Consider the following 18,233-nt stretch of genomic DNA (forward strand, 5'->3'; position numbering starts at 1 on the left):
TGCCATCAATGTGTATCAAACCAGAAAGCCCCTTACCAAAAGGCGGGCCAATCAAACAAAAAACATATATGAAATTTGATATAAAATGCTGACTAACTAAGACAAATGCTTATATTTTATGTCACGATTAAAGCTGCTTTAAACAGGCAATCACAATCAAATTCTTAACTTTTTGTACAAATTAGTTAATGAGTTAAAAAGAATACAGTTTTGTACAGTTAAAGCGTATTTAAACAAAAAGCTGTTAAGCCATCACAGCAACCATATTAAACAAGTTTTCTCCCAGGTTAATATTACCGCTAATATTGGAAGCCTCCAATGCGGTTTGCGGATTAATACCTTTGGTGAAAACTTTCCAGGCAATATCGGGCGATAAAGCTACTATTGTATCCGGCGCAGAACCGGCATTTTTTGTGAGTATCCAGCTCTCAGCTGTTTTAAGCAAATACCAGTTACCTCCGGCTTCGCCAGTTACCGTAATCTCAATAAGGGCACCCGCATCTGCCATAACTGTGCGATACGCATGCGGCAGTCCGCGCATAAAAGTATCTATGCAGGGGTAAAACAATTCGGCGGTTAGAATACCTTGTTTGCCAACCGCTTCGCGGATTTGTTGTTGGTGATGAAACTTTTCGGTGTATTCGCGGGCTATGTGAAACCAGTTAATAGAATGCTCCTCCCCTGCCCAGGCCACAGAAAACGGTGCGGGGGCAAACAGGTTAGCCCTTGCCATTATTTCGCTGTATTGTTTGCCTGTTGTTTCTAAAAAGTCGGTAAGCAACTGCGGGCTAACACGCCTCATAGCTTTTACCCAGGCGGCGTTCAATCCATTCAAAAAATCAACTAAATCACTATAGCTATTAACAGGCCCGGACGGAGGATCGCCGGCAAATTGATGAGAGGAAGAAATGACACGTATGTTACCATCAAGCAAATGAGCGGCAATATCTTTTACCGTCCAAAGTTTTGCTAATGTAGGCTTGTTCCAGTCATCGGCCGATAAGGACTTGAGCAGTTCTATCAGCTTTCGATCCAAAAGGGGGAACAGGTGAACTGTTTTAATAGGTACTTCCTGTTCCGCCATTTGATATTTTTAATGCGTAATAAATATATTATTCAGCAGGGTGAACAATTACTTTCCACTTAATTTCGGCACCGGCTTTTGCAAGTGTTGCAGCAACTGAGCAGTATTTGTTGATAGAAAGTTCGGCAGCACGTACGGCTTTATCCTCATCAACATTGCCGTAAATATGAAATTCGATATCCACATCCTCCCATAATGAGGGTTCTTTACCGGCTTCCCGTTCGCCATTAACAACCATTTTATAGTCGGTTATTTCCTGGCGCTGTTTTTTCAGGATACTGATTACGTCAATTGCGGAGCAACCGGCGAGGCCCATTAAAAGCATTTGCATTGGGCGGATCCCAAAATCCTGGCCGCCACTTTCCGGACTGCTGTCCATTTTTACGGTGTGCCCATTGGCGTCAACAGCTTCAAAGCCAAAATCGCCATGTACACGTTTTAATTCAATCTGAGCCATATTATCAGGTATTATTGTGCTAAGTTATACAATTAAGCGCTTATGCTGAAACGCAGTGCCGTTTGTTTAACTGGGTTTTAACTAAAAATGACCTATACCACATATTTCCTGTTTTTAACAGGTATCACCAGCTTTAAACCCGACCACACTTCATCAACCGCGCAAACCTTGATATCAACCAAACCAATTTGCAAAGCAAAGTTCCTGATCAAATCTTCTGTAATATCAGCAACTACTTTTGAAGCCTTTTTTGGCCAGGATACCCAGATCATGCCATCCTGTTTTATTTGTTTCATCAGTTCAGGCAGCTTAGCCCGGTATTCATCTGCACTTTTGCTAAAGAAATGGATCACATCAATTTCAAATGAAATATTATCTGTAAAATAAACATCAGGAGGCATGTCGGTAAACAGATCAAGGTAATGATCAGGCGCATTAACAAGCAACAGCTTCCCCCCTGCTTTTATGCCGAGCTTTTTTGCCAGGGGTGTAGCTGAATAGCCCGCCATTACAATATATCTTTTAGGTGATGCAGCATGTGATCAACATAGTCGGCGGCAAGCCACTCAACCGTTTGCAGGTTGGGCTCCTGTTTACTGTTGTCACAACGCGCAGCTAACCTATTGGGCGGATAATTTGTTAATACCCGTACAATTTGCAGGTTTAATAACGCCCAAAGATCTATTAATTGTTCAACATCCGCATCCTGGTACCTGGCGGCTGTAACCCACTCAACCTGCTCATAGGTAAGCCTGAAGTTTTCTTGATAAGTACAGCGTACAAAGCGTTGCAGGTTAATTTGCGCGCTATCAATCAAATGGCCGATCACCTCTTTTCTTGACCATTTAGCTGCCGATGCTTTATAGGCCCAATCAATATCACGGCCTTTTAGCTGCTGAACAGCATGGATAGTTTCGGTTAATTTACTGATAGCGTTGTTCATTTATCGGTTATATGGGCAGTATATAAATATCAGCATTTCATATTAAACCGCAAAAGCACTAACTTCAAAGCCTTAAACATTACTATGGCGCTTAACTATATCTGGATAGCTTTTTTTGTAATTGCATTTGTAGTTTCACTCATAAAATTAGTTTTTTTTGGCGATACAGAAGCTTTCAAATTATTAGTTGAGGGATTGTTTAATTCGTCAAAATCATCAGTGATGGATATCGCTTTGCCGCTGATTGGCTCCATGGCATTCTGGCTCGGCATTCTGAACATAGGCGAAAAAGCAGGGGCAATTAACTTTTTATCAAGGATAGTGAGGCCATTCTTTAGCCGCTTGTTCCCGGATGTACCGAAAGACCACCCCGCCACAGGCCAAATGATGATGAACTTTTCGGCCAATTTAATGGGCCTTGATAATGCAGCTACACCACTCGGCTTAAAAGCGATGGGTAGCCTGCAGGAGCTTAACCCCAATAAGGAAACAGCATCAAACGCCCAGATCATGTTCCTGGTGCTGCATACATCCGGCCTGCAGTTATTGCCGGTTACCATTATAGCGCAAAGGGCTATCCTCAACTCCAAGGATCCTGCCGAAGTATTTTTACCCTGCATTATCGCCACATATGTAGCTACTGTAGTGGGGCTTATAGCAGTTGCCATCAAGCAAAAGATCAACCTTTTTGACAGAGTCGTTATTGGCTGGCTTGGCGGTGTTACAGCTTTCATTACATTAGTGGTGTGGTACTTCACTACCCAATTAACCAAAGAACAGATCAGCACGGTATCATCCGTTATCAGCAATGTGATGCTGTTTACTATTCCGGTAATATTTATAGTTGGCGGACTTGTAAAAAAGGTAAATGTATTTGAAGTTTTTGTAGAGGGTGCCAAAGGAGGTTTTGAAACATCTGTTAAGATAATCCCCTACCTGGTGGCCATGCTGGTTGGGATCAGCGTGTTCAGGAATTGCGGCGCTTTGGATTATATGAACGAAGGTTTACGCTGGGTTTGCGTTCAGTTTAATTTAGATACACGCTTTGTAGACGCTATGCCTGTGGCTTACTTAAAACCACTAAGCGGTTCGGGCTCAAAAGGCATGATGATAACGGTAATGCAAAATTTTGGTGTCGATAAGTTTGCAGGTAGGCTGGCAGGGATCTTTAACGGCTCGGCAGATACTACTTTTTATATCGTGGCCTTATATTTTGGTTCGGTGGGCATTAAAAAGTCCCGTTATGCTATCCCTGCCGGGCTTATAGCCGATTTGGCCGGCGTTATTGCTGCTATCTTTATTGCTTATTTATTCTTTGGCCATCAGGCATAATTTCTATATAAAAAGAGGGTAACTTTTATTCATCAATTAAATTGCTACTTTTATTGCACCCTTTTTAAACTAATGACTCAAACTTATCTTAAAGAAAAGCAGCTTAAAAAAAAGCGTGCTATGAAAGGCGTATACGCCATTATCATCGTTGGTATAGTGTTTATTTTTATTATGGTAAAGTTTGCTACATCCGGCGGTGTTGCTGAGGTGCTTTCATTCAGTAAAATGCCTAATGCCGATGACGCCTATAAAATTGCGATGGAATTTGTAACGCCAACCATACGTTCGGGAAATGTCTCCTTCCCCGATGACAGATACCAGTTTGGCAAAAAGGCCGACTCTGTTTTTATCATTAAATCGTATGTTCTTTCAACAGGTAGCCAGGGCGAAACAAACCGTACCAATTTTGAAGTGATCCTGAAATATAACGGAGGCCCCAAATTTCTGAAAAAGAACTGGGCCCTAGTTGATATTAATGAAACATCCGAATAAACAAAGTCAGAAGTATTAAGTCGGAAGTCAAAAATCGGGTTCTCACTTTTCGTAACTTAGAACTTATGACTTTAGGCTAAAGACCATGCGTAAATTTACCAATACCACTACTTCATCTTTATGTGCTTTATGGAAGAAACCGAAATTGAGTTGATAGAATCTGCTACTGCATTTATAGGGCGCACCCAATATCAAACAGTAGTTAACAGCGGCGGGCACGGCCTTATAACGGATGAGCCCCTCGAAGCCGAAGGCAGCGATACGGGTATGAACCCATTTAGCTTGTTACTGGCCAGTCTTGCAAGCTGCACTGTTATCACCCTGCGCATGTACATCAACCGCAAAATGTGGCCTATAGAAGAAATTAAAGCCGATGTTGAAATGTTTAAGACTTTAAGTGCTACACGTATTGAAACCAAACTGAGCTTTAAAGGCGAAGTAAATAATGAACAAAGAGATCGGTTATTGAAAATAGCAAATGCATGCCCGGTACATAAAATATTGACCGGCAATATTGCTATCAATACAAATATCAACTCATAAAAAAGCCCGCACGGCAAAAAGCTATGCAGGCTAAATCACTCTAAAACAATCACCTCTTAAAAAAGAAGTATTTTATAAATAACTTGAACAGGGAGGTAATTACCTGGCTATTAAATTATTTGTAAGTACAAATGTACCCATAAATAACAGCCACAGTATTCAATAGCCAATTCATTTGACGGCTAACTGACAGTATGGGGTATTTATACCTTAAGATGACTTTAGTACATCAATCCTTTGATAAAAATATCAAGCAGGAGTAGTTTTTTATGGTGAATCTCTTCCAGATGCTCTTTGCGGGGAAAGTTGGTTTTCTTTTGAGATATCGCTCCAACCCTTATGCCATGCAAGGCATCCATCAATACATCAACAACTTCTTCAGGATTTTCTACGGGCTTAATAGCCCCTTTTTCAACTTCCGATTTAATAGCATTGCTCAACAGGTTTAGTTCGGCACTGTGTACTTCACCAACTATTTGCCAGATGGTTTCGGGGAGGTTTTGCTCGTTAAGCCTGAAAAAATCAAAAAAGTTATAATTGTTTACTATAAATTCGTGATGGGTGTTTACCTGGAAGGTAAAAGCTTCTTTTAAATTGGTAAATGTATTTAACCTGTTTTCAAGTGTTTTAAGATAATCAGTGGCAAGCTTGCGCATTACAGCAATGTATAACTGACTTTTATCCGGGAAATAATAATAAAGCAAGGCCTTTGACATGGAGAGGTCGCCGGCTATTTCGTTCATGGTAGTTTTTGAATAACCGTAATGTAAAAAGCGCTGGTGCGAGGCCTCTAAAATTTTCTCTCTTTTAATATCCTGCTGGTCATTCACTGCTGCCATGTGCTCGTTAAGTTTTATTTAAACAGGTAAACAAAAAGTCAACACAATCGATTTCCTGACTTTTTTAACAAAACTATCAAAAATTCATTAAACATGTATCACAACACCCAGTACGGCAGCATTTGCTAAAACAATTTTACATTCCAACTATTTTACTGTAGAAAACATTTGCCTTGCTATGAATATTGAAAACAGCTTATCCCCCGACCTGCTTACATTTTCACAGCGCATACCATCATTTGCCTGGAACCTGATCATCGCGACGGTAGCCGTACTTGTTGGCCTGATTATAAAATTCATAATAACCCGGTTATTTAAATTTTATGCAAAAAAAGCAGATGCATCCTACTCAATCTTAAGATCGATACTGGTTAACCTTGGGCCGGCTATAGCTTATTTCATTCCGCTATTCCTGTTCAATATCTTATCGCCATTAATGCGGATGAACCCGGTTTATTACAAGCCTCTTGATAAAACTTTTGAGATTTTGCTTACCATATCTTTCGCAGGCCTGCTCGTACGTTCGGTGAGGATCCTGGAAGATTATATCTATCACACTTACGACCTTAATAAAGTGGATAACCTGAAGGAGCGTAAGGTACGTACCCAGATCCAGTTTATTCGTAAGATCATTGTGGTTACCATCATCTTTTTAACTATCGCCATTATATTGCTCAGTTTCGAAAGTATGCGCAAGATAGGCACAGGTTTACTTACCGGCGTGGGTATAGGCGGCATCATAGTTGGTTTTGCAGCGCAAAGCTCATTAGGTAATTTGCTGGCCGGCTTCCAGATAGCTTTTACGCAACCGATCCGTATTGATGATGTTTTGGTTATTGAAGGCGAATGGGGCCGCGTGGAAGAGATCACTCTTACTTATGTGGTTTTAAAGATCTGGGACGAACGGAGGCTGATACTCCCCATCAATTATTTTATTCAAAAGCCCTTTCAGAACTGGACACGGACATCGGCTGATATCCTGGGCACTGTATTTTTATATCTGGACCATACCGCCCCTATTGATGCCATACGCGAAGAATTTGAACGCCTGATAGCTAAATCAAACTTGTGGGATAAGCGGGTTAAAGTAGTGCAGGTAACCGACGTTAAAGAACATACTATCGAGATCAGGGTGTTAATGAGCTCACGTACCTCCTCAGATGCCTTTGACCTCCGTTGCTATATTCGCGAAAACCTGGTAACCTTTATTCAAAAGAATTACCCCGGCAGCCTGCCCCGCTCACGTAATGAGATCAACAACCTGGGTGAGCTTGAAAAATATGTTCAGCCTGCAACCGGGGCATAAGTCAGTTTGCTTAAGCCAAAGCCCGATCCTATTACCAAAGCATCTTCAATTGCGCCAATTATCGGGTCGGCAATATGATTTGCCTTAACTGTATTTTTTCGTAAAAAATAACTTCCGTAGGTTGCTGCTATTGCCGCTGCCCCTCCTATCAATGCTCCGGTTAATGCTTTGCCGCCAACTGCTTTATAGATACTCGCACCGGCCAAAGCGCCTGATAAACACCTTGCCGCTACCCCGGCGGGCTCTATACGATTTGGAGTGGAGGGTAATTTATCCGCAATAACTTCAGTAACTGATAAGACCTTTAAAACAGCAGCCACGGTTGTTGATTGCATAAACCTTAACGATGATTTTCCCAGTTGCTTTGATGGATGATGACTTAATGCATGCGTAGTTACAACAGGGGCAGATAAGGTACGCATACCGGCTAACGTACCAAGGCCTAATACCGGCCAAAGCGGTTTTGATATTTTAAGTTTCATGACTGTGATAAATGTTTGCATAAAGAACCATAAATACATTATTATGTTTTATTTAAAAAACTATCACAAAAACAAACAGCCGCAATCTTTCGACAGCGGCTGTTTTGTTACTAATGGTTCTTTGTTTTAAACTGCTTCTGTTTCAAACACCTCAGCATGCTTAGCTTCAACTGATTTTTTGCCAAACAACCTTGCTTTCAGGTTATAACGGATCAGGTATAAACATGGTACAAGGATCAAAGTAATAATTGTAGCGAAACCTAAACCGAAGATCATTGTCCAGGCCAGCGGGCCCCAGAATGCAACGTTATCACCACCAAAGTGGATATGCGGCTGGAAATGGGTAAACAAGCCCACAAAATCAATATTGAAACCAACGGCCAGCGGTATCAAACCTAAAATAGCGGCGGTTGCTGTTAACAGTACCGGTGTCATACGGGTATGACCGGCTTCAACCACGGCATCATGGATACTAACACCCTGCTCAAGCAGCATATCGGTAAATTCAACCAGTAAAATCCCATTACGAACAACCACACCGGCGAGTGCGATGATACCAATACCGGTCATTACGATAGACATGGTCATGCCAAATACGCTAACACCCAACAACACACCAATAATACTAAAGAGGATCTCGCTGATAATAATAAGCGTTTTACCAATAGAGTTAAACTGGATCATCAAGATAACGAGAATAAGCCCGAATGACACACCAAGCGCAGAAAGCAGGAAAGTCATCGCTTCCATTTGATCTTCCTGGCCACCACCCTGGCGTATGATCACATTATCCGGTTTTTTGAAGTTATTTATCGCTTTTAAAATGTTGGCATTAACTTCATTGGGGTTATTAGGCTTAATAACGTTTGAACCAAGGGTTAATACCCTGCGCTGCTGCTTACGTTTGATATTGCTGTAAGTAGTGGTATAGTGTACGTCGGTGAAAGCTGATATCGGCACCTGGCGTATTGTTCCATTCATCGCCATATCGCGGTAGGTGATCTTTATGTTTCGCAGCGCGTCAACATCGCTGCGCTGATTTTCTAACGCACGCACTTTGATTTGATAATCGTCTTCCCTGGTATTTCTGAAATCAGCAGCTTTTGCGCCAAATATGGCTGCACCTAATGTTTGATTTACCTGAGATGAGCTTATGCCCTCACGATTCGCTCTTTCACGATCAACATCAAAAACAATTTCAGGTTTATCACTTTGCACGTCGGCAATTAGGTTTTCGATACCGGCAATATTTTGCTTAGCCAGATAATTTTTCAACCGGTTTCCTGTAGCAACAAGCGTGTCAAGGTTATCACCAGCTATTTCTATACTAATATCCTTTTGTACCGGAGGGCCGCTATTTTCTTGCGCCACAGCAATTTTCGCGCCCGGAACCCCCTGGACTGCGGCACGGATATTGGCCAATACCTTTTTGGTATCTTTCCCGTTACGTTTGCCAAACTCGACAAAGGCAACAGTAACCTTACCCTTATTTTGATAATCACCCTGATCTTCGTCGGTAGGGTCGGTTACACCTTTAGTTACGTTTGAGATTACCGAAGACACAATATCCTTATCCGGTTCAACAACCTGCGCAACACGTTTTTCTATCTGCCGTGTAACTTCGTTAGTATAAGCCTGGTCGGTACCAATTGGCAGCGTTATATAAACGTAAGCAAAGTTAGGGTCACCTGATGGGAAAAATTCAGGCGTTTTACCACGCACCGCCATCAGGAAAATAGCAAACACGAACAAGCCAATGGTTCCCACCAAAACCGTAACCGGCCTGCGTACAGCACGCTCAAGCCATTTGGCATACCAGTTTTGAAATTTAGGCCAGGCATTTTTCTGAAACCTGTCAATAACCCGCAATAGGAAGAAGTGGTTGATTAGGTATAACACCATAATGAGCACAATCAGGTTACCAACTCCAACGTTCATGAGGTAACCGATAACTGCAGCGATTGCTAAAAATATCATGGCCCTTTTTGTCGGCCTGTCAAACTTAGGGTTATCGTGCTCGCCATCATGATGAGGTTTCATAAAATCAACCGCAAATACAGGGTTAAAGATATAGGCTACCACCAACGAGGCCAGCAAAGTAATGATTAGCGTTATGGGCAGGAAGAACATAAAATGCCCAATCAAACTATTCCAGAACGCCAATGGTATAAACGGGGCCAAAGTGGTCATGGTACCTGAAAATACAGGTAAGAACACCTCGCCTGCGGCCATTTTTGCAGCTTCTTTAATAGGTACCTTTCCGTTAGCAAAAATACGGTGCGTATTTTCTATAACCACAATGGCATCATCCACCACAATACCCAATGCCAGCAGGAACGAGAATAACACGATCATATTTAATGTGAAGCCAATTGCCGGCATTACAAGGAATGCGATAAAACACGACAATGGCACTGACAGTGCCACAAAAATAGCATTCGTAGTCCCCATGAAAAACATTAGGATAACAGTAACCAATAAAAAACCAATAACGATGGTATTGATTAGGTCATTTAGTGTGGTGCGTGTTTTGTCCGACTGATCTCCGGTTACAACAACATCCAAACCCTTTGGAAAAACCGTTTTCTGTTTTAATTTGATTAACTCATTGATTTTATCAGAAGCTTCGATCAGATTTTCGCCCGCTCTCTTACTTACGTTCAGTGTGATTACGTTTTTGAAATTAGGGTTATCATTGGTTTTTAACCTTGCGTAACTTTCCTGTTCTAAAAATGAGTCTTTAATCTCGGCTATGTCCCTCAAATAAATCGTTTGCCCTTTGGGGTTACGGATTGCCATAGCTGCTACCTCATCTGCATTTTTAAAATCCTGCTTAATATCGATACTACGGCGTATTCCATCAGTTTTAACCGTGCCTGCCGATGAAAGAATATTCTCATCCCCTATGGCTTTAATAATATCACCAAAACTTATTTGGGTAGCCGCCATCTTATTAAGATCAACGTTCACCTGTATCTCGGGAGTTAAAGCACCTACCTCGTCAACTTTTGATATTTCCTTGTAACTTTCTATTTCGTCCTTTAAAATATCAGCATACTCTTTAAGTCTTTTAAGATCATAATTACCTGAAATATTGATATATAAAATAGGCAAGTCGGCAACATTAATATCAGAGATCACCGGTTCCTTAAGGTTGTCGTCATTTTGCGGTAAATCCTGCTTAGCTTTATCGACAGCGTCCTTTACATCAATTTTAGCATCCTTGATCTTAACATCAGCCTGAAATTCGGCAGTGATGATAGATACGTTTTGCACCGAATTTGAAGTAACTTTTTTAAGCCCCTTTAATGATTTAAGCTGTTTTTCTATCTGGCGCGTTACAAGGTTCTCAATGTTTTGAGGTGACTGCCCCGCGTAGGTTGTGGTTATAAACACCTTTGATTGCGCTATATCCGGGAAATTTTCCTTAGGCAGGCGGTTATAACTGATAAGGCCAAGTGCCGTAATCAGGAACATGAGCACATAAATAGCCGTTTTGTTATCAATGGCCCAACTTGAAGGGCCAAATTCTTTTTTTACATCTTTCATAATGAACAGATCAATTGATTAATAACTAATTGGCTGACTGAACAACTTTGATCTTATCGCCGTCTTCTATTTCAGTTGCACCTTCAACAACCAGTTGGTCGCCGGCTTTCAAGCCCGATAATATTTCTGTTTGCCCGCCGTAGGTAACGCCCGATTTAACATTTACCTGTTTTGCTATACCATTTTGATTAACAAAAACATGGTCGCCGTTCTCTGATTTCTGTATAGCTTTAACCGGCACTGCTATGGTATTTGTTTTAGAATAATCGGCTATTTTTAAAATAGCGGTCATATTAGGACGAAGCGTGCTACGCTGAGGTAATTTTATCTCTACACCAAAACTGCGCGATGTTGCGTCGATAGCTTTGGCGGCAAAAGTGACCTTAGTAACCAATGAGTCCTTAGCATCCGGAATTAATATTTTAACATTGTTACCTGTATTTACACTGCTTGCATATGATTCAGGAACATCAGCCTTAACTTTTAAAACGTCGGCATTCACAATACGGATCCCTGTTTGACCGGGCATGGCGCCTTGTCCCAGCTTCAGGTCCATTTGATCTACAACGCCATTTATAGGCGATATGATACGATATAAAGCTGATTGCTTTTTTAAGGAAGCCAGGGCTTTCTGACTGCTTTGTAAAGTGGTTTGCGCCTGAAGGTATTGCACTTCGGTTCCTATTTTCTGATCCCACAGATTTTTCTGACGATCAAACAATTGTTGATTTAAACTTACCTGGGCTTCGCTTTGCGCAATGTTTTGCTGCATAACGCTGTTGTCCAGTTGCGCTAAAACCTGGCCTTTACTCACGTGCTGGCCGGGTTTTACATAAATAGCTGTAATAATTGCCTGTGCCTGCGGGTAGGCCGTAACGTTATCCTGCGCATCTATCTTACCTTGTATTTGTACATAATTGGTAAAGCTACCGGTTTTAACTTCAGTAACACTTACATCAGTACTTTTGGCCGAGTCGGTAGTACCTATCTCCGCCTGCAGCTTCTCAATTTTTGAGTTAATATCCGATTGCTGTTTTTTTAGATCGGCCAGTTCGGCCTTTTTATCTTTGGGTTTACTTGAGCATGCAGCCAGTAAAACCAGGAATGGTATGTATATAAATTTTTTCATTTTCATTGTTATATAGTGAGTTTAGCGTTGTTGTTATTATTTAATTCGTCCGTAAGCTTTATCAAGGTCAACTTTACTAACCAGCGCATCATAAAGGCCTTGTATATATTTGTTGTCTGCATCTTCAAGGCCTGTTTGTGCCTGGGTAACCTCAATACTTGAACCCACCCCCTGCTGATATTTCACCTTCGATACGCGTAGCACTTCCTGTGCAAGGGTCTGGTTGCGCTTTTGATTATTAAGCGATTGCAAACCGTTTACATAAGTGATATGAGCCTGGTTAGCCTGGAGCTTTAACCCGTTTTTTGCATTTTCCAGATCATTCTGCGATTTCACTACAGCAATTTTGTATTGTTTTATTTGATTGGTACGCTGAAGACCGCTAAATATTGGTACGTTTAAAGTTAACCCAACATAACTTGACGGGAAACTCATTTTATAAAGATTACTAAAATTATTGTTCTGGTATGATGAGGTATAAGCCGCGTTAGCTTTAAGCGATGGAAGTGAAAGCGATCTTTGACGCTTCAAATCCAGTTGCTTAAGGTCTACAGCTGTTTCAGCTAAATTATACTCGATACGGTTATGATAAAAGGAGGTATCGGTCGCGAGCTCGGCGGTATTATCATCCAGCCTGATATCTTCAAGCTTATCTTTCAGGCTAAGCGCATATTCAATAGGCATACCCATCTGAAACTTAAGTACCTGATAATTTAAGGCTAACAAACGGATGGTATTTTCACGGCTGGTAACTAAATTATTATATTGAACAGAGATCCGGTCTACATCAATTTTTTCTACAACGCCTTGTTTGTTTTGCTGTATAGTTTCGTCCATCTGCTGTTTTAGCTGGGCAATATTTGCATTTAATAACCTTAACTGCTCATTACTTACCAAAACCTGGTAATAAGCTTTGGTAACATTAACGTTGGCCTCAATTTTTGAACGAATATGATTTCTTATTGAAAGTTCTTTATACGTCTTTGATGCTTTTAAGCCAACAAGATAGCTACCGTCAAACAAGATCTGATCGGCATTAACGCCAACGCTCGATTGGTATTTGACACCAAACTGAACAGGGATAAAAGTACCGGCGGGTTGTCCAAAAATTTCTCCTGGCAATAAAGTTGTAGGGATCTTCAGGTAATCCTGGAACGACGCGGTTCCGCTTACCTGGGGCAAACCGATACCGGTGGTCTCTCTAACTTTATATTCGGCGCTTTTGATATCAAGCTTGGCGTTAACTACAGAATCCTGATGCTCATACGCATAATTAACACAATCCTGAACCGTAAAATTGTACGTTTGTGTGCTTGGCGCTGCTTCCTGCGCATAGCCTTTAAAGGCGATGGCGCAAAACACAGTTGCCGTGTAAAATAGATATTTCATTATATATGTTGTGGTTGAGTGATTTGACTTCATTTAAACTGATACAAATTTCATGCAGTTAATGACAACTGTGTGTCAGCATGTTATTCATTATTAATATTCTTATACTCGTTAAGCAGCTTGTAACCCTCAAGTGTACAAATGCCATAATTAAAATGATCTAAAAACTGAACTTGTACCTTCCATGGACTAAACTCAATTACCGGGAATATCGAAGTGTTAAAACCCAACTCCACCTGGTTAACCCGCATCCGTGCCATTATCTTTACGTCAATATCCTTACGGATGTAACCCTGCCCCATTCCTTTAATTAAAAGTTCTTCCATTTTTTGGATCAACACTTCAGCCTTGAATTTTTGAAAGTCGTCCCAGGCTTCAGCATGATATTTTTGCAGGTCGTGAATGACAATCGGGTTGATCCTTGAAAAGATCTCCTCCGAGCATTTGGTCATGTTGATCATCTCTTCAATTACATTTGCCGATTTACTGATGATATCATTCATTTGATCCTCATCTTCCTTCAGTTTCTTTTTTGTAAGAGCAACAACTAATTCGTTTTTGTCCCTGAAAAACTGATAGATCGTTTTTTTTGACATGCCAAGGTGCCTGGCTATATCATCCATGGTGATACTTTTGATCCCTGCTGTTAAAAACAGGTCTTCGGCTCCCTTTATAATTCTTTCTGTTTGACTCATTGACTTTCCGGGTCAAAACTAAGGAAACATTTTTTGAATAAAAAGTTTCCATTCATTTTTACTTTTCCATTACAAATACTTGTTCATTTTTAAAATCCATTTAATTTTTGCTTGTTATCTGGCGGTTTATTTGCAAAGCTTTTAATCTGCCTGCGGCACATCAAAAATCATTACCTTTGCAAAAATTATTACCCACTCTTTTTAATATGACGCTTACTTCACTTTCTGCGATCTCGCCTATTGACGGCCGTTATAGAAACACCTCTGCCGAACTTGCCGGATACTTTTCAGAATATGCACTTATTAAGTACCGCGTATTTGTTGAGATCGAATATTTTATTGCACTGGTTGAATACCCACTACCTCAGTTACAACAGTTTGATAAAAATATATCAGAAAAGTTACGCGACATTTACAGGAATTTTTCGGAAGATGACGCTGAAAGTATCAAAGTGATTGAAAAAACGACAAATCACGATGTTAAAGCAGTTGAATATTTCATTAAAAAAGAGTTTGATAAATTAGGGCTTGAGCCATATAAAGAGTTTATCCATTTTGGACTTACCTCGCAGGATATCAATAATACCGCTATCCCATACACCTTTAAACTTGCTTTAAACAACAGCTACTACCCAGCTATCATTGAGCTGGTTAATATTTTAAAAGCTTTTGCTGCCGATTGGGAGAACGTTCCGTTGTTGGCACACACCCATGGTCAGCCGGCTTCACCAACGCGTTTAGGCAAAGAGATCCTTGTTTTTGTTGAGCGTTTGGAAAGCCAGCTTGAATTATTAAAACCGATCCCGCATTCTGCCAAATTTGGCGGTGCTACCGGTAATTTTAACGCTCACTTTATCGCCTACCCTGATAAAGACTGGAAAGCATTTGGCAATCATTTTGTGAATGAGATATTGGGGTTAAAACGCTCACAGTTTACCACCCAAATTGAGCATTACGACAACTTTGCCGCGCAATGTGATGCCTTAAAACGCATCAACAATATCCTTATTGATCTTGACCGCGATATGTGGACCTACATCTCGATGAATTACTTCAAGCAAAAGATCAAAGCAGGTGAAATTGGCTCATCAGCTATGCCGCATAAAGTTAACCCTATCGATTTTGAAAATTCAGAAGGTAACTTAGGTATTGCCAATGCTTTATTTGAGCACCTTGCCGCTAAACTGCCAATATCAAGGTTACAGCGCGATTTAACCGATTCTACAGTATTAAGGAACATCGGCGTACCTTTTGCGCATACGCTTATCGCTATTAAATCAACCGTTAGGGGCTTGAACAAGCTTTTATTGAATACTGACGCCATCAATGCCGACCTGGAAGCTAACTGGCCTGTTGTTGCCGAAGCTATTCAAACCATATTAAGGCGCGAAGGTTACCCTAATCCATACGAGGCGCTTAAAGATCTTACCCGTACCAATCAACAGATCAATGCCAACACAATAGCGGAGTTTGTTGATACGTTAAATGTAAGTGACGTTATTAAAGACGAGATCAAAAAGATCACGCCGCTGAATTATACCGGGATTTGATTTGCTGATCTGCAGATATAACAAAATCATCCGCATGTCATAACAAAGTAAGTGGTAGTTTTTAATAAAAAAGGTCACTAAATTTGTTAATTAAGATTTTAAAACACGAAACGATGAACATCAACGTATATACCGAATTAACGCCTAACCCGGCAACTATGAAATTCATAGTTAACAAACTGCTGATTAATGGCAGTGTTGACTTCCCTACTAAGGAAAGTGCCGAAAAATCACCCTTTGCAAAGGAGCTTTATAAGTTTTCATTTGTAAACGGCGTTTTCTTTGCCAGTAATTTTGTTACCATTACCAAAACTGAAGGCAGTGACTGGGCAGATGTTGAGCCGATAATGAAAGAGTTTGTTAAAGGTGCAATCGAATCAGAATTGAAGATCCAGTTAGAGGAAGAAGCAGAAGCCGGAAACTTTGAAGGTACAGAAACTGAGGTTAAAATTCAGCAGATCCTGCATGATTACGTTCGCCCGGCTGTTGAGCAGGATGGCGGCGCTATCTCTTATCGCTCATTTAACGAAGGCGTGGTAACCGTTGAACTTCGTGGTTCATGCAGCGGTTGTCCTTCATCAACTGTAACCCTTAAAGCCGGCATCGAAAACCTGCTTAAGCGTATGGTACCCGAAGTTACCGAAGTGGTATCTGAAGCGTTATAATATTGAAGATTTGGGGTTCGAGCCCCATTGCTTACCCAAAAGCCTCTTATTGCGCAATAAGAGGCTTTTGTTTTTTACCTATACCTTTTACTTCAGATTATGATTATTTTTCCTCAATAAGTTTTATACTTTAGCTACCCAAATCCTTAAATAATGTCACAATTGACTAAAAACACACCTTCCCTGGTTATAAGAATGATAACAGTGGAATGCGCTCAACACCACGGGCACCTAAGCACTCCTTTCAATTAAAGAGCAACTGATTTATCTAAACTATGGAAATCGAAAGATTACTAAACTGTACTAACTGTGGCGCAGTATTAACGGCAAGTACAGATCAAATAATTAACTGCGCATACTGTGGAACAGTTTATCACCAAAAACTGCAGACTAATAATACTTTATCTTCTACAGAAACCGCAACAGAAGATACACAACGTGAACCAGAAAGTGCGGAAAATGGCAAAGCCAGTGAAGCATTCCAGTCAGATAATTATGTTCCGGATAGGCAGAATAGGAGTCTTGGAGCTAATATCATTATAATAGCTTCAGTCATCATTATAATAACAATAGCGATAGTCAAAAAGATGGGCCAAGACCAGGCCCCCCGTAGCAATACTCTTACCATTGATACCGTGATGCGCTTTGGTCGGACTCAGCCCACCAAGTTGACAGATATGGAACAAAGTAGTCTTGAAAAATTATCTACACTCGATATAGATCAAACACTTTTCAATAAATTGTATAAAAATGCAGACGTTAGTGGATTATCATCTGGCATTCAGGAAACTAACGTAATTGATAATAAATCAATTTTCGGCAAGCCGATTAGTGGTTTGTATATCGATATATATTATAGCGATGCCGGGTATTCGATTTATTTTGGCAGCCAACATCTAAGTAAAAATCCATTAGAGTTACAGGGTTTAACCTTTATCATAAACGATGAGCATCTCCAATATCAGCCCAACTTTTCCGCTGATACGTTGCAACATTTAACTAACGACTACAGCCATGAGATGATTTATGGCATCGATGTTTTAATGTTGCTAAAACTCGCAACAGCTGACAAGGTCGCTATCCATTTTATGGGCAAAAATGGCCAGGATCAGATAATATTACCAAAAGATCAGCAAGATGCGCTTAAGAGGCAATTGCAAATTTATAAAGGATTGCTTTTAGGATACGCCAAGTAGTTGTATTATTTAAAATACTTCTGTATCATCTGCAACATCCCTCAACTGGCGCGTATGCTGCGTCGATTAAGTGTGTATGCTCGTGAACTTTAATATTCTATTTTCATATATCGAAAACTCACTAGTAGCCCACATCTCAACGCAACCTTTCGTACTCGTGTCAGAATGAGATTTTTTGTAACTAATTGCTCTACTCACTTATAATCTTCATTTAAAATGGAAATTGCATCAAGATTAACTTCACAATCGATCTCATCTCTCGATGGAAACTTTGCTATCCGTTTAAGCTCACTCAATAAAAGCGAATTTTCGGTATTTCTTGCGAAAGTCCCCAATATCCAGGCTTTCCATTCCCCGTCGTCCGTCTTTAAGATCCTGATTATATAGGGAACCAATCTGTCGGCAAATGGCTTGAGAATATCTGCAACAGGCCTCGCGATGGGCCAGTTCATATCCTGAAGCCATTCTAATAAATCAGGAATAATAGGCTCCAGCTGCTCAAAGGAAAGTTTTTTAAGCCCGGCGATTACTCTCTGATCATCCTTATGTTTTGGCACTAGGTCTCTAATATCCATATCAAGT

Annotated in this window: 18 protein-coding genes; 7 read left to right on the forward strand and 11 right to left on the reverse strand. The window is 40.6% G+C overall.

The annotated features are described in order from the left end of the window. Window positions 1–244 precede the first annotated feature (244 nt). From SNE26_RS10990 to SNE26_RS11005, 4 genes are all read right to left on the reverse strand, one after another. Window positions 245–1,084 carry a maleylpyruvate isomerase N-terminal domain-containing protein gene (locus SNE26_RS10990; RefSeq protein ID WP_321559405.1) on the reverse strand — a complete coding sequence of 280 codons (840 nt, stop codon included), beginning with the start codon at window positions 1,082–1,084 and terminating at the stop codon, window positions 245–247. 28 nt (window positions 1,085–1,112) lie between these two features. Beyond that, window positions 1,113–1,541, reverse strand: coding sequence for an OsmC family protein (locus tag SNE26_RS10995; protein WP_321559406.1), 429 nt, complete (start codon window positions 1,539–1,541; stop codon window positions 1,113–1,115). Between the two features lie 92 nt (window positions 1,542–1,633). Then, window positions 1,634–2,050 carry a DUF3052 family protein gene (locus SNE26_RS11000; RefSeq protein ID WP_321559407.1) on the reverse strand — a complete coding sequence of 139 codons (417 nt, stop codon included), beginning with the start codon at window positions 2,048–2,050 and terminating at the stop codon, window positions 1,634–1,636. Then, window positions 2,050–2,484, reverse strand: coding sequence for a DinB family protein (locus SNE26_RS11005; RefSeq protein ID WP_321559408.1), 435 nt, complete (start codon window positions 2,482–2,484; stop codon window positions 2,050–2,052). Before SNE26_RS11005 ends, SNE26_RS11000 begins: the two co-directional genes overlap by 1 nt. A gap of 84 nt (window positions 2,485–2,568) precedes the next feature. Between SNE26_RS11005 and SNE26_RS11010 the strand changes: the two genes are divergently transcribed. The 3 genes from SNE26_RS11010 (at window position 2,569) to SNE26_RS11020 (ending at window position 4,851) form a co-directional block, all read left to right on the forward strand. Next, window positions 2,569–3,816 carry a nucleoside recognition domain-containing protein gene (locus tag SNE26_RS11010; RefSeq protein ID WP_321559409.1) on the forward strand — a complete coding sequence of 416 codons (1,248 nt, stop codon included), beginning with the start codon at window positions 2,569–2,571 and terminating at the stop codon, window positions 3,814–3,816. A 72-nt stretch (window positions 3,817–3,888) separates the two neighbouring features. Next, window positions 3,889–4,308, forward strand: coding sequence for a hypothetical protein (locus SNE26_RS11015; protein WP_321559410.1), 420 nt, complete (start codon window positions 3,889–3,891; stop codon window positions 4,306–4,308). Window positions 4,309–4,437: 129 nt separating this feature from the next. Further along, the gene (locus tag SNE26_RS11020; protein ID WP_321559411.1) at window positions 4,438–4,851 is read left to right on the forward strand and encodes an OsmC family protein; all 414 of its coding nucleotides are present in this window, start codon (window positions 4,438–4,440) and stop codon (window positions 4,849–4,851) included. A 221-nt stretch (window positions 4,852–5,072) separates the two neighbouring features. On the opposite strand, the gene SNE26_RS11025 is transcribed toward SNE26_RS11020, so the two are convergent. Next, the gene (locus SNE26_RS11025) at window positions 5,073–5,690 is read right to left on the reverse strand and encodes a TetR/AcrR family transcriptional regulator (RefSeq protein WP_321559412.1); all 618 of its coding nucleotides are present in this window, start codon (window positions 5,688–5,690) and stop codon (window positions 5,073–5,075) included. Window positions 5,691–5,868: 178 nt separating this feature from the next. Here SNE26_RS11025 and SNE26_RS11030 point away from each other — a divergent pair, with 178 nt between their 5' ends. After that, on the forward strand, window positions 5,869–6,996 hold the full coding sequence (locus SNE26_RS11030) for a mechanosensitive ion channel domain-containing protein (RefSeq protein ID WP_321559413.1): 1,128 nt from the start codon (window positions 5,869–5,871) through the stop codon (window positions 6,994–6,996). Here the strand turns inward: SNE26_RS11030 and SNE26_RS11035 are convergent. From SNE26_RS11035 to SNE26_RS11055, 5 genes are all read right to left on the reverse strand, one after another. Then, window positions 6,975–7,478 carry a DUF4126 family protein gene (locus SNE26_RS11035; RefSeq protein WP_321559414.1) on the reverse strand — a complete coding sequence of 168 codons (504 nt, stop codon included), beginning with the start codon at window positions 7,476–7,478 and terminating at the stop codon, window positions 6,975–6,977. The genes SNE26_RS11030 and SNE26_RS11035 overlap by 22 nt on opposite strands. Window positions 7,479–7,604: 126 nt before the next feature. Continuing rightward, window positions 7,605–11,027: an efflux RND transporter permease subunit gene (locus SNE26_RS11040; protein ID WP_321559415.1), complete on the reverse strand. Its 3,423-nt coding sequence runs from the start codon at window positions 11,025–11,027 to the stop codon at window positions 7,605–7,607. A gap of 25 nt (window positions 11,028–11,052) precedes the next feature. Continuing rightward, window positions 11,053–12,156, reverse strand: coding sequence for an efflux RND transporter periplasmic adaptor subunit (locus tag SNE26_RS11045; protein WP_321559416.1), 1,104 nt, complete (start codon window positions 12,154–12,156; stop codon window positions 11,053–11,055). 36 nt (window positions 12,157–12,192) lie between these two features. Beyond that, a complete protein-coding gene (locus SNE26_RS11050) occupies window positions 12,193–13,545 on the reverse strand; it encodes a TolC family protein (protein WP_321559417.1) in 1,353 nt (450 codons plus the stop codon). Window positions 13,546–13,628: 83 nt separating this feature from the next. After that, window positions 13,629–14,240 carry a TetR/AcrR family transcriptional regulator gene (locus tag SNE26_RS11055; RefSeq protein ID WP_321559418.1) on the reverse strand — a complete coding sequence of 204 codons (612 nt, stop codon included), beginning with the start codon at window positions 14,238–14,240 and terminating at the stop codon, window positions 13,629–13,631. A gap of 206 nt (window positions 14,241–14,446) precedes the next feature. Between SNE26_RS11055 and purB the strand changes: the two genes are divergently transcribed. The 3 genes from purB to SNE26_RS11070 all read left to right on the forward strand — a co-directional run bounded on the left by purB (window position 14,447) and on the right by SNE26_RS11070 (window position 17,651). Next, window positions 14,447–15,790, forward strand: a complete 1,344-nt coding sequence (gene purB, locus SNE26_RS11060) for an adenylosuccinate lyase (protein ID WP_321560030.1) — start codon at window positions 14,447–14,449, stop codon at window positions 15,788–15,790. Window positions 15,791–15,903: 113 nt separating this feature from the next. After that, a complete protein-coding gene (locus tag SNE26_RS11065) occupies window positions 15,904–16,455 on the forward strand; it encodes a NifU family protein (protein ID WP_321559419.1) in 552 nt (183 codons plus the stop codon). Window positions 16,456–16,730: 275 nt separating this feature from the next. Continuing rightward, entirely contained in the window at window positions 16,731–17,651 is a 921-nt protein-coding gene (locus SNE26_RS11070; RefSeq protein ID WP_321559420.1) for a hypothetical protein, read from the forward strand. 194 nt (window positions 17,652–17,845) lie between these two features. On the opposite strand, the gene SNE26_RS11075 is transcribed toward SNE26_RS11070, so the two are convergent. Then, window positions 17,846–18,208 carry a DUF5071 domain-containing protein gene (locus SNE26_RS11075; protein WP_321559421.1) on the reverse strand — a complete coding sequence of 121 codons (363 nt, stop codon included), beginning with the start codon at window positions 18,206–18,208 and terminating at the stop codon, window positions 17,846–17,848. Between the last annotated feature and the right edge of the window lie 25 nt (window positions 18,209–18,233).

It is taken from the genome of Mucilaginibacter sp. cycad4, assembly GCF_034263275.1.
Classification (GTDB): domain Bacteria; phylum Bacteroidota; class Bacteroidia; order Sphingobacteriales; family Sphingobacteriaceae; genus Mucilaginibacter.

Bases quoted from the DNA above. Each gene is read 5' to 3' on its own strand.
- SNE26_RS11055 (WP_321559418.1), bottom strand. From the start codon at position 14,240: ATGAGTCAAACAGAAAGAATTATAAAGGGAGCCGAAGACCTGTTTTTA.
- SNE26_RS11030 (WP_321559413.1), top strand. From the start codon at position 5,869: ATGAATATTGAAAACAGCTTATCCCCCGACCTGCTTACATTTTCACAG.
- SNE26_RS11050 (WP_321559417.1), bottom strand. From the start codon at position 13,545: ATGAAATATCTATTTTACACGGCAACTGTGTTTTGCGCCATCGCCTTT.
- SNE26_RS11035 (WP_321559414.1), bottom strand. From the start codon at position 7,478: ATGAAACTTAAAATATCAAAACCGCTTTGGCCGGTATTAGGCCTTGGT.
- purB (WP_321560030.1), top strand. From the start codon at position 14,447: ATGACGCTTACTTCACTTTCTGCGATCTCGCCTATTGACGGCCGTTAT.
- SNE26_RS11010 (WP_321559409.1), top strand. From the start codon at position 2,569: ATGGCGCTTAACTATATCTGGATAGCTTTTTTTGTAATTGCATTTGTA.
- SNE26_RS10995 (WP_321559406.1), bottom strand. From the start codon at position 1,541: ATGGCTCAGATTGAATTAAAACGTGTACATGGCGATTTTGGCTTTGAA.
- SNE26_RS11000 (WP_321559407.1), bottom strand. From the start codon at position 2,050: ATGGCGGGCTATTCAGCTACACCCCTGGCAAAAAAGCTCGGCATAAAA.
- SNE26_RS11015 (WP_321559410.1), top strand. From the start codon at position 3,889: ATGACTCAAACTTATCTTAAAGAAAAGCAGCTTAAAAAAAAGCGTGCT.
- SNE26_RS11070 (WP_321559420.1), top strand. From the start codon at position 16,731: ATGGAAATCGAAAGATTACTAAACTGTACTAACTGTGGCGCAGTATTA.
- SNE26_RS11040 (WP_321559415.1), bottom strand. From the start codon at position 11,027: ATGAAAGATGTAAAAAAAGAATTTGGCCCTTCAAGTTGGGCCATTGAT.
- SNE26_RS11005 (WP_321559408.1), bottom strand. From the start codon at position 2,484: ATGAACAACGCTATCAGTAAATTAACCGAAACTATCCATGCTGTTCAG.
- SNE26_RS11065 (WP_321559419.1), top strand. From the start codon at position 15,904: ATGAACATCAACGTATATACCGAATTAACGCCTAACCCGGCAACTATG.
- SNE26_RS10990 (WP_321559405.1), bottom strand. From the start codon at position 1,084: ATGGCGGAACAGGAAGTACCTATTAAAACAGTTCACCTGTTCCCCCTT.
- SNE26_RS11045 (WP_321559416.1), bottom strand. From the start codon at position 12,156: ATGAAAAAATTTATATACATACCATTCCTGGTTTTACTGGCTGCATGC.
- SNE26_RS11020 (WP_321559411.1), top strand. From the start codon at position 4,438: ATGGAAGAAACCGAAATTGAGTTGATAGAATCTGCTACTGCATTTATA.
- SNE26_RS11025 (WP_321559412.1), bottom strand. From the start codon at position 5,690: ATGGCAGCAGTGAATGACCAGCAGGATATTAAAAGAGAGAAAATTTTA.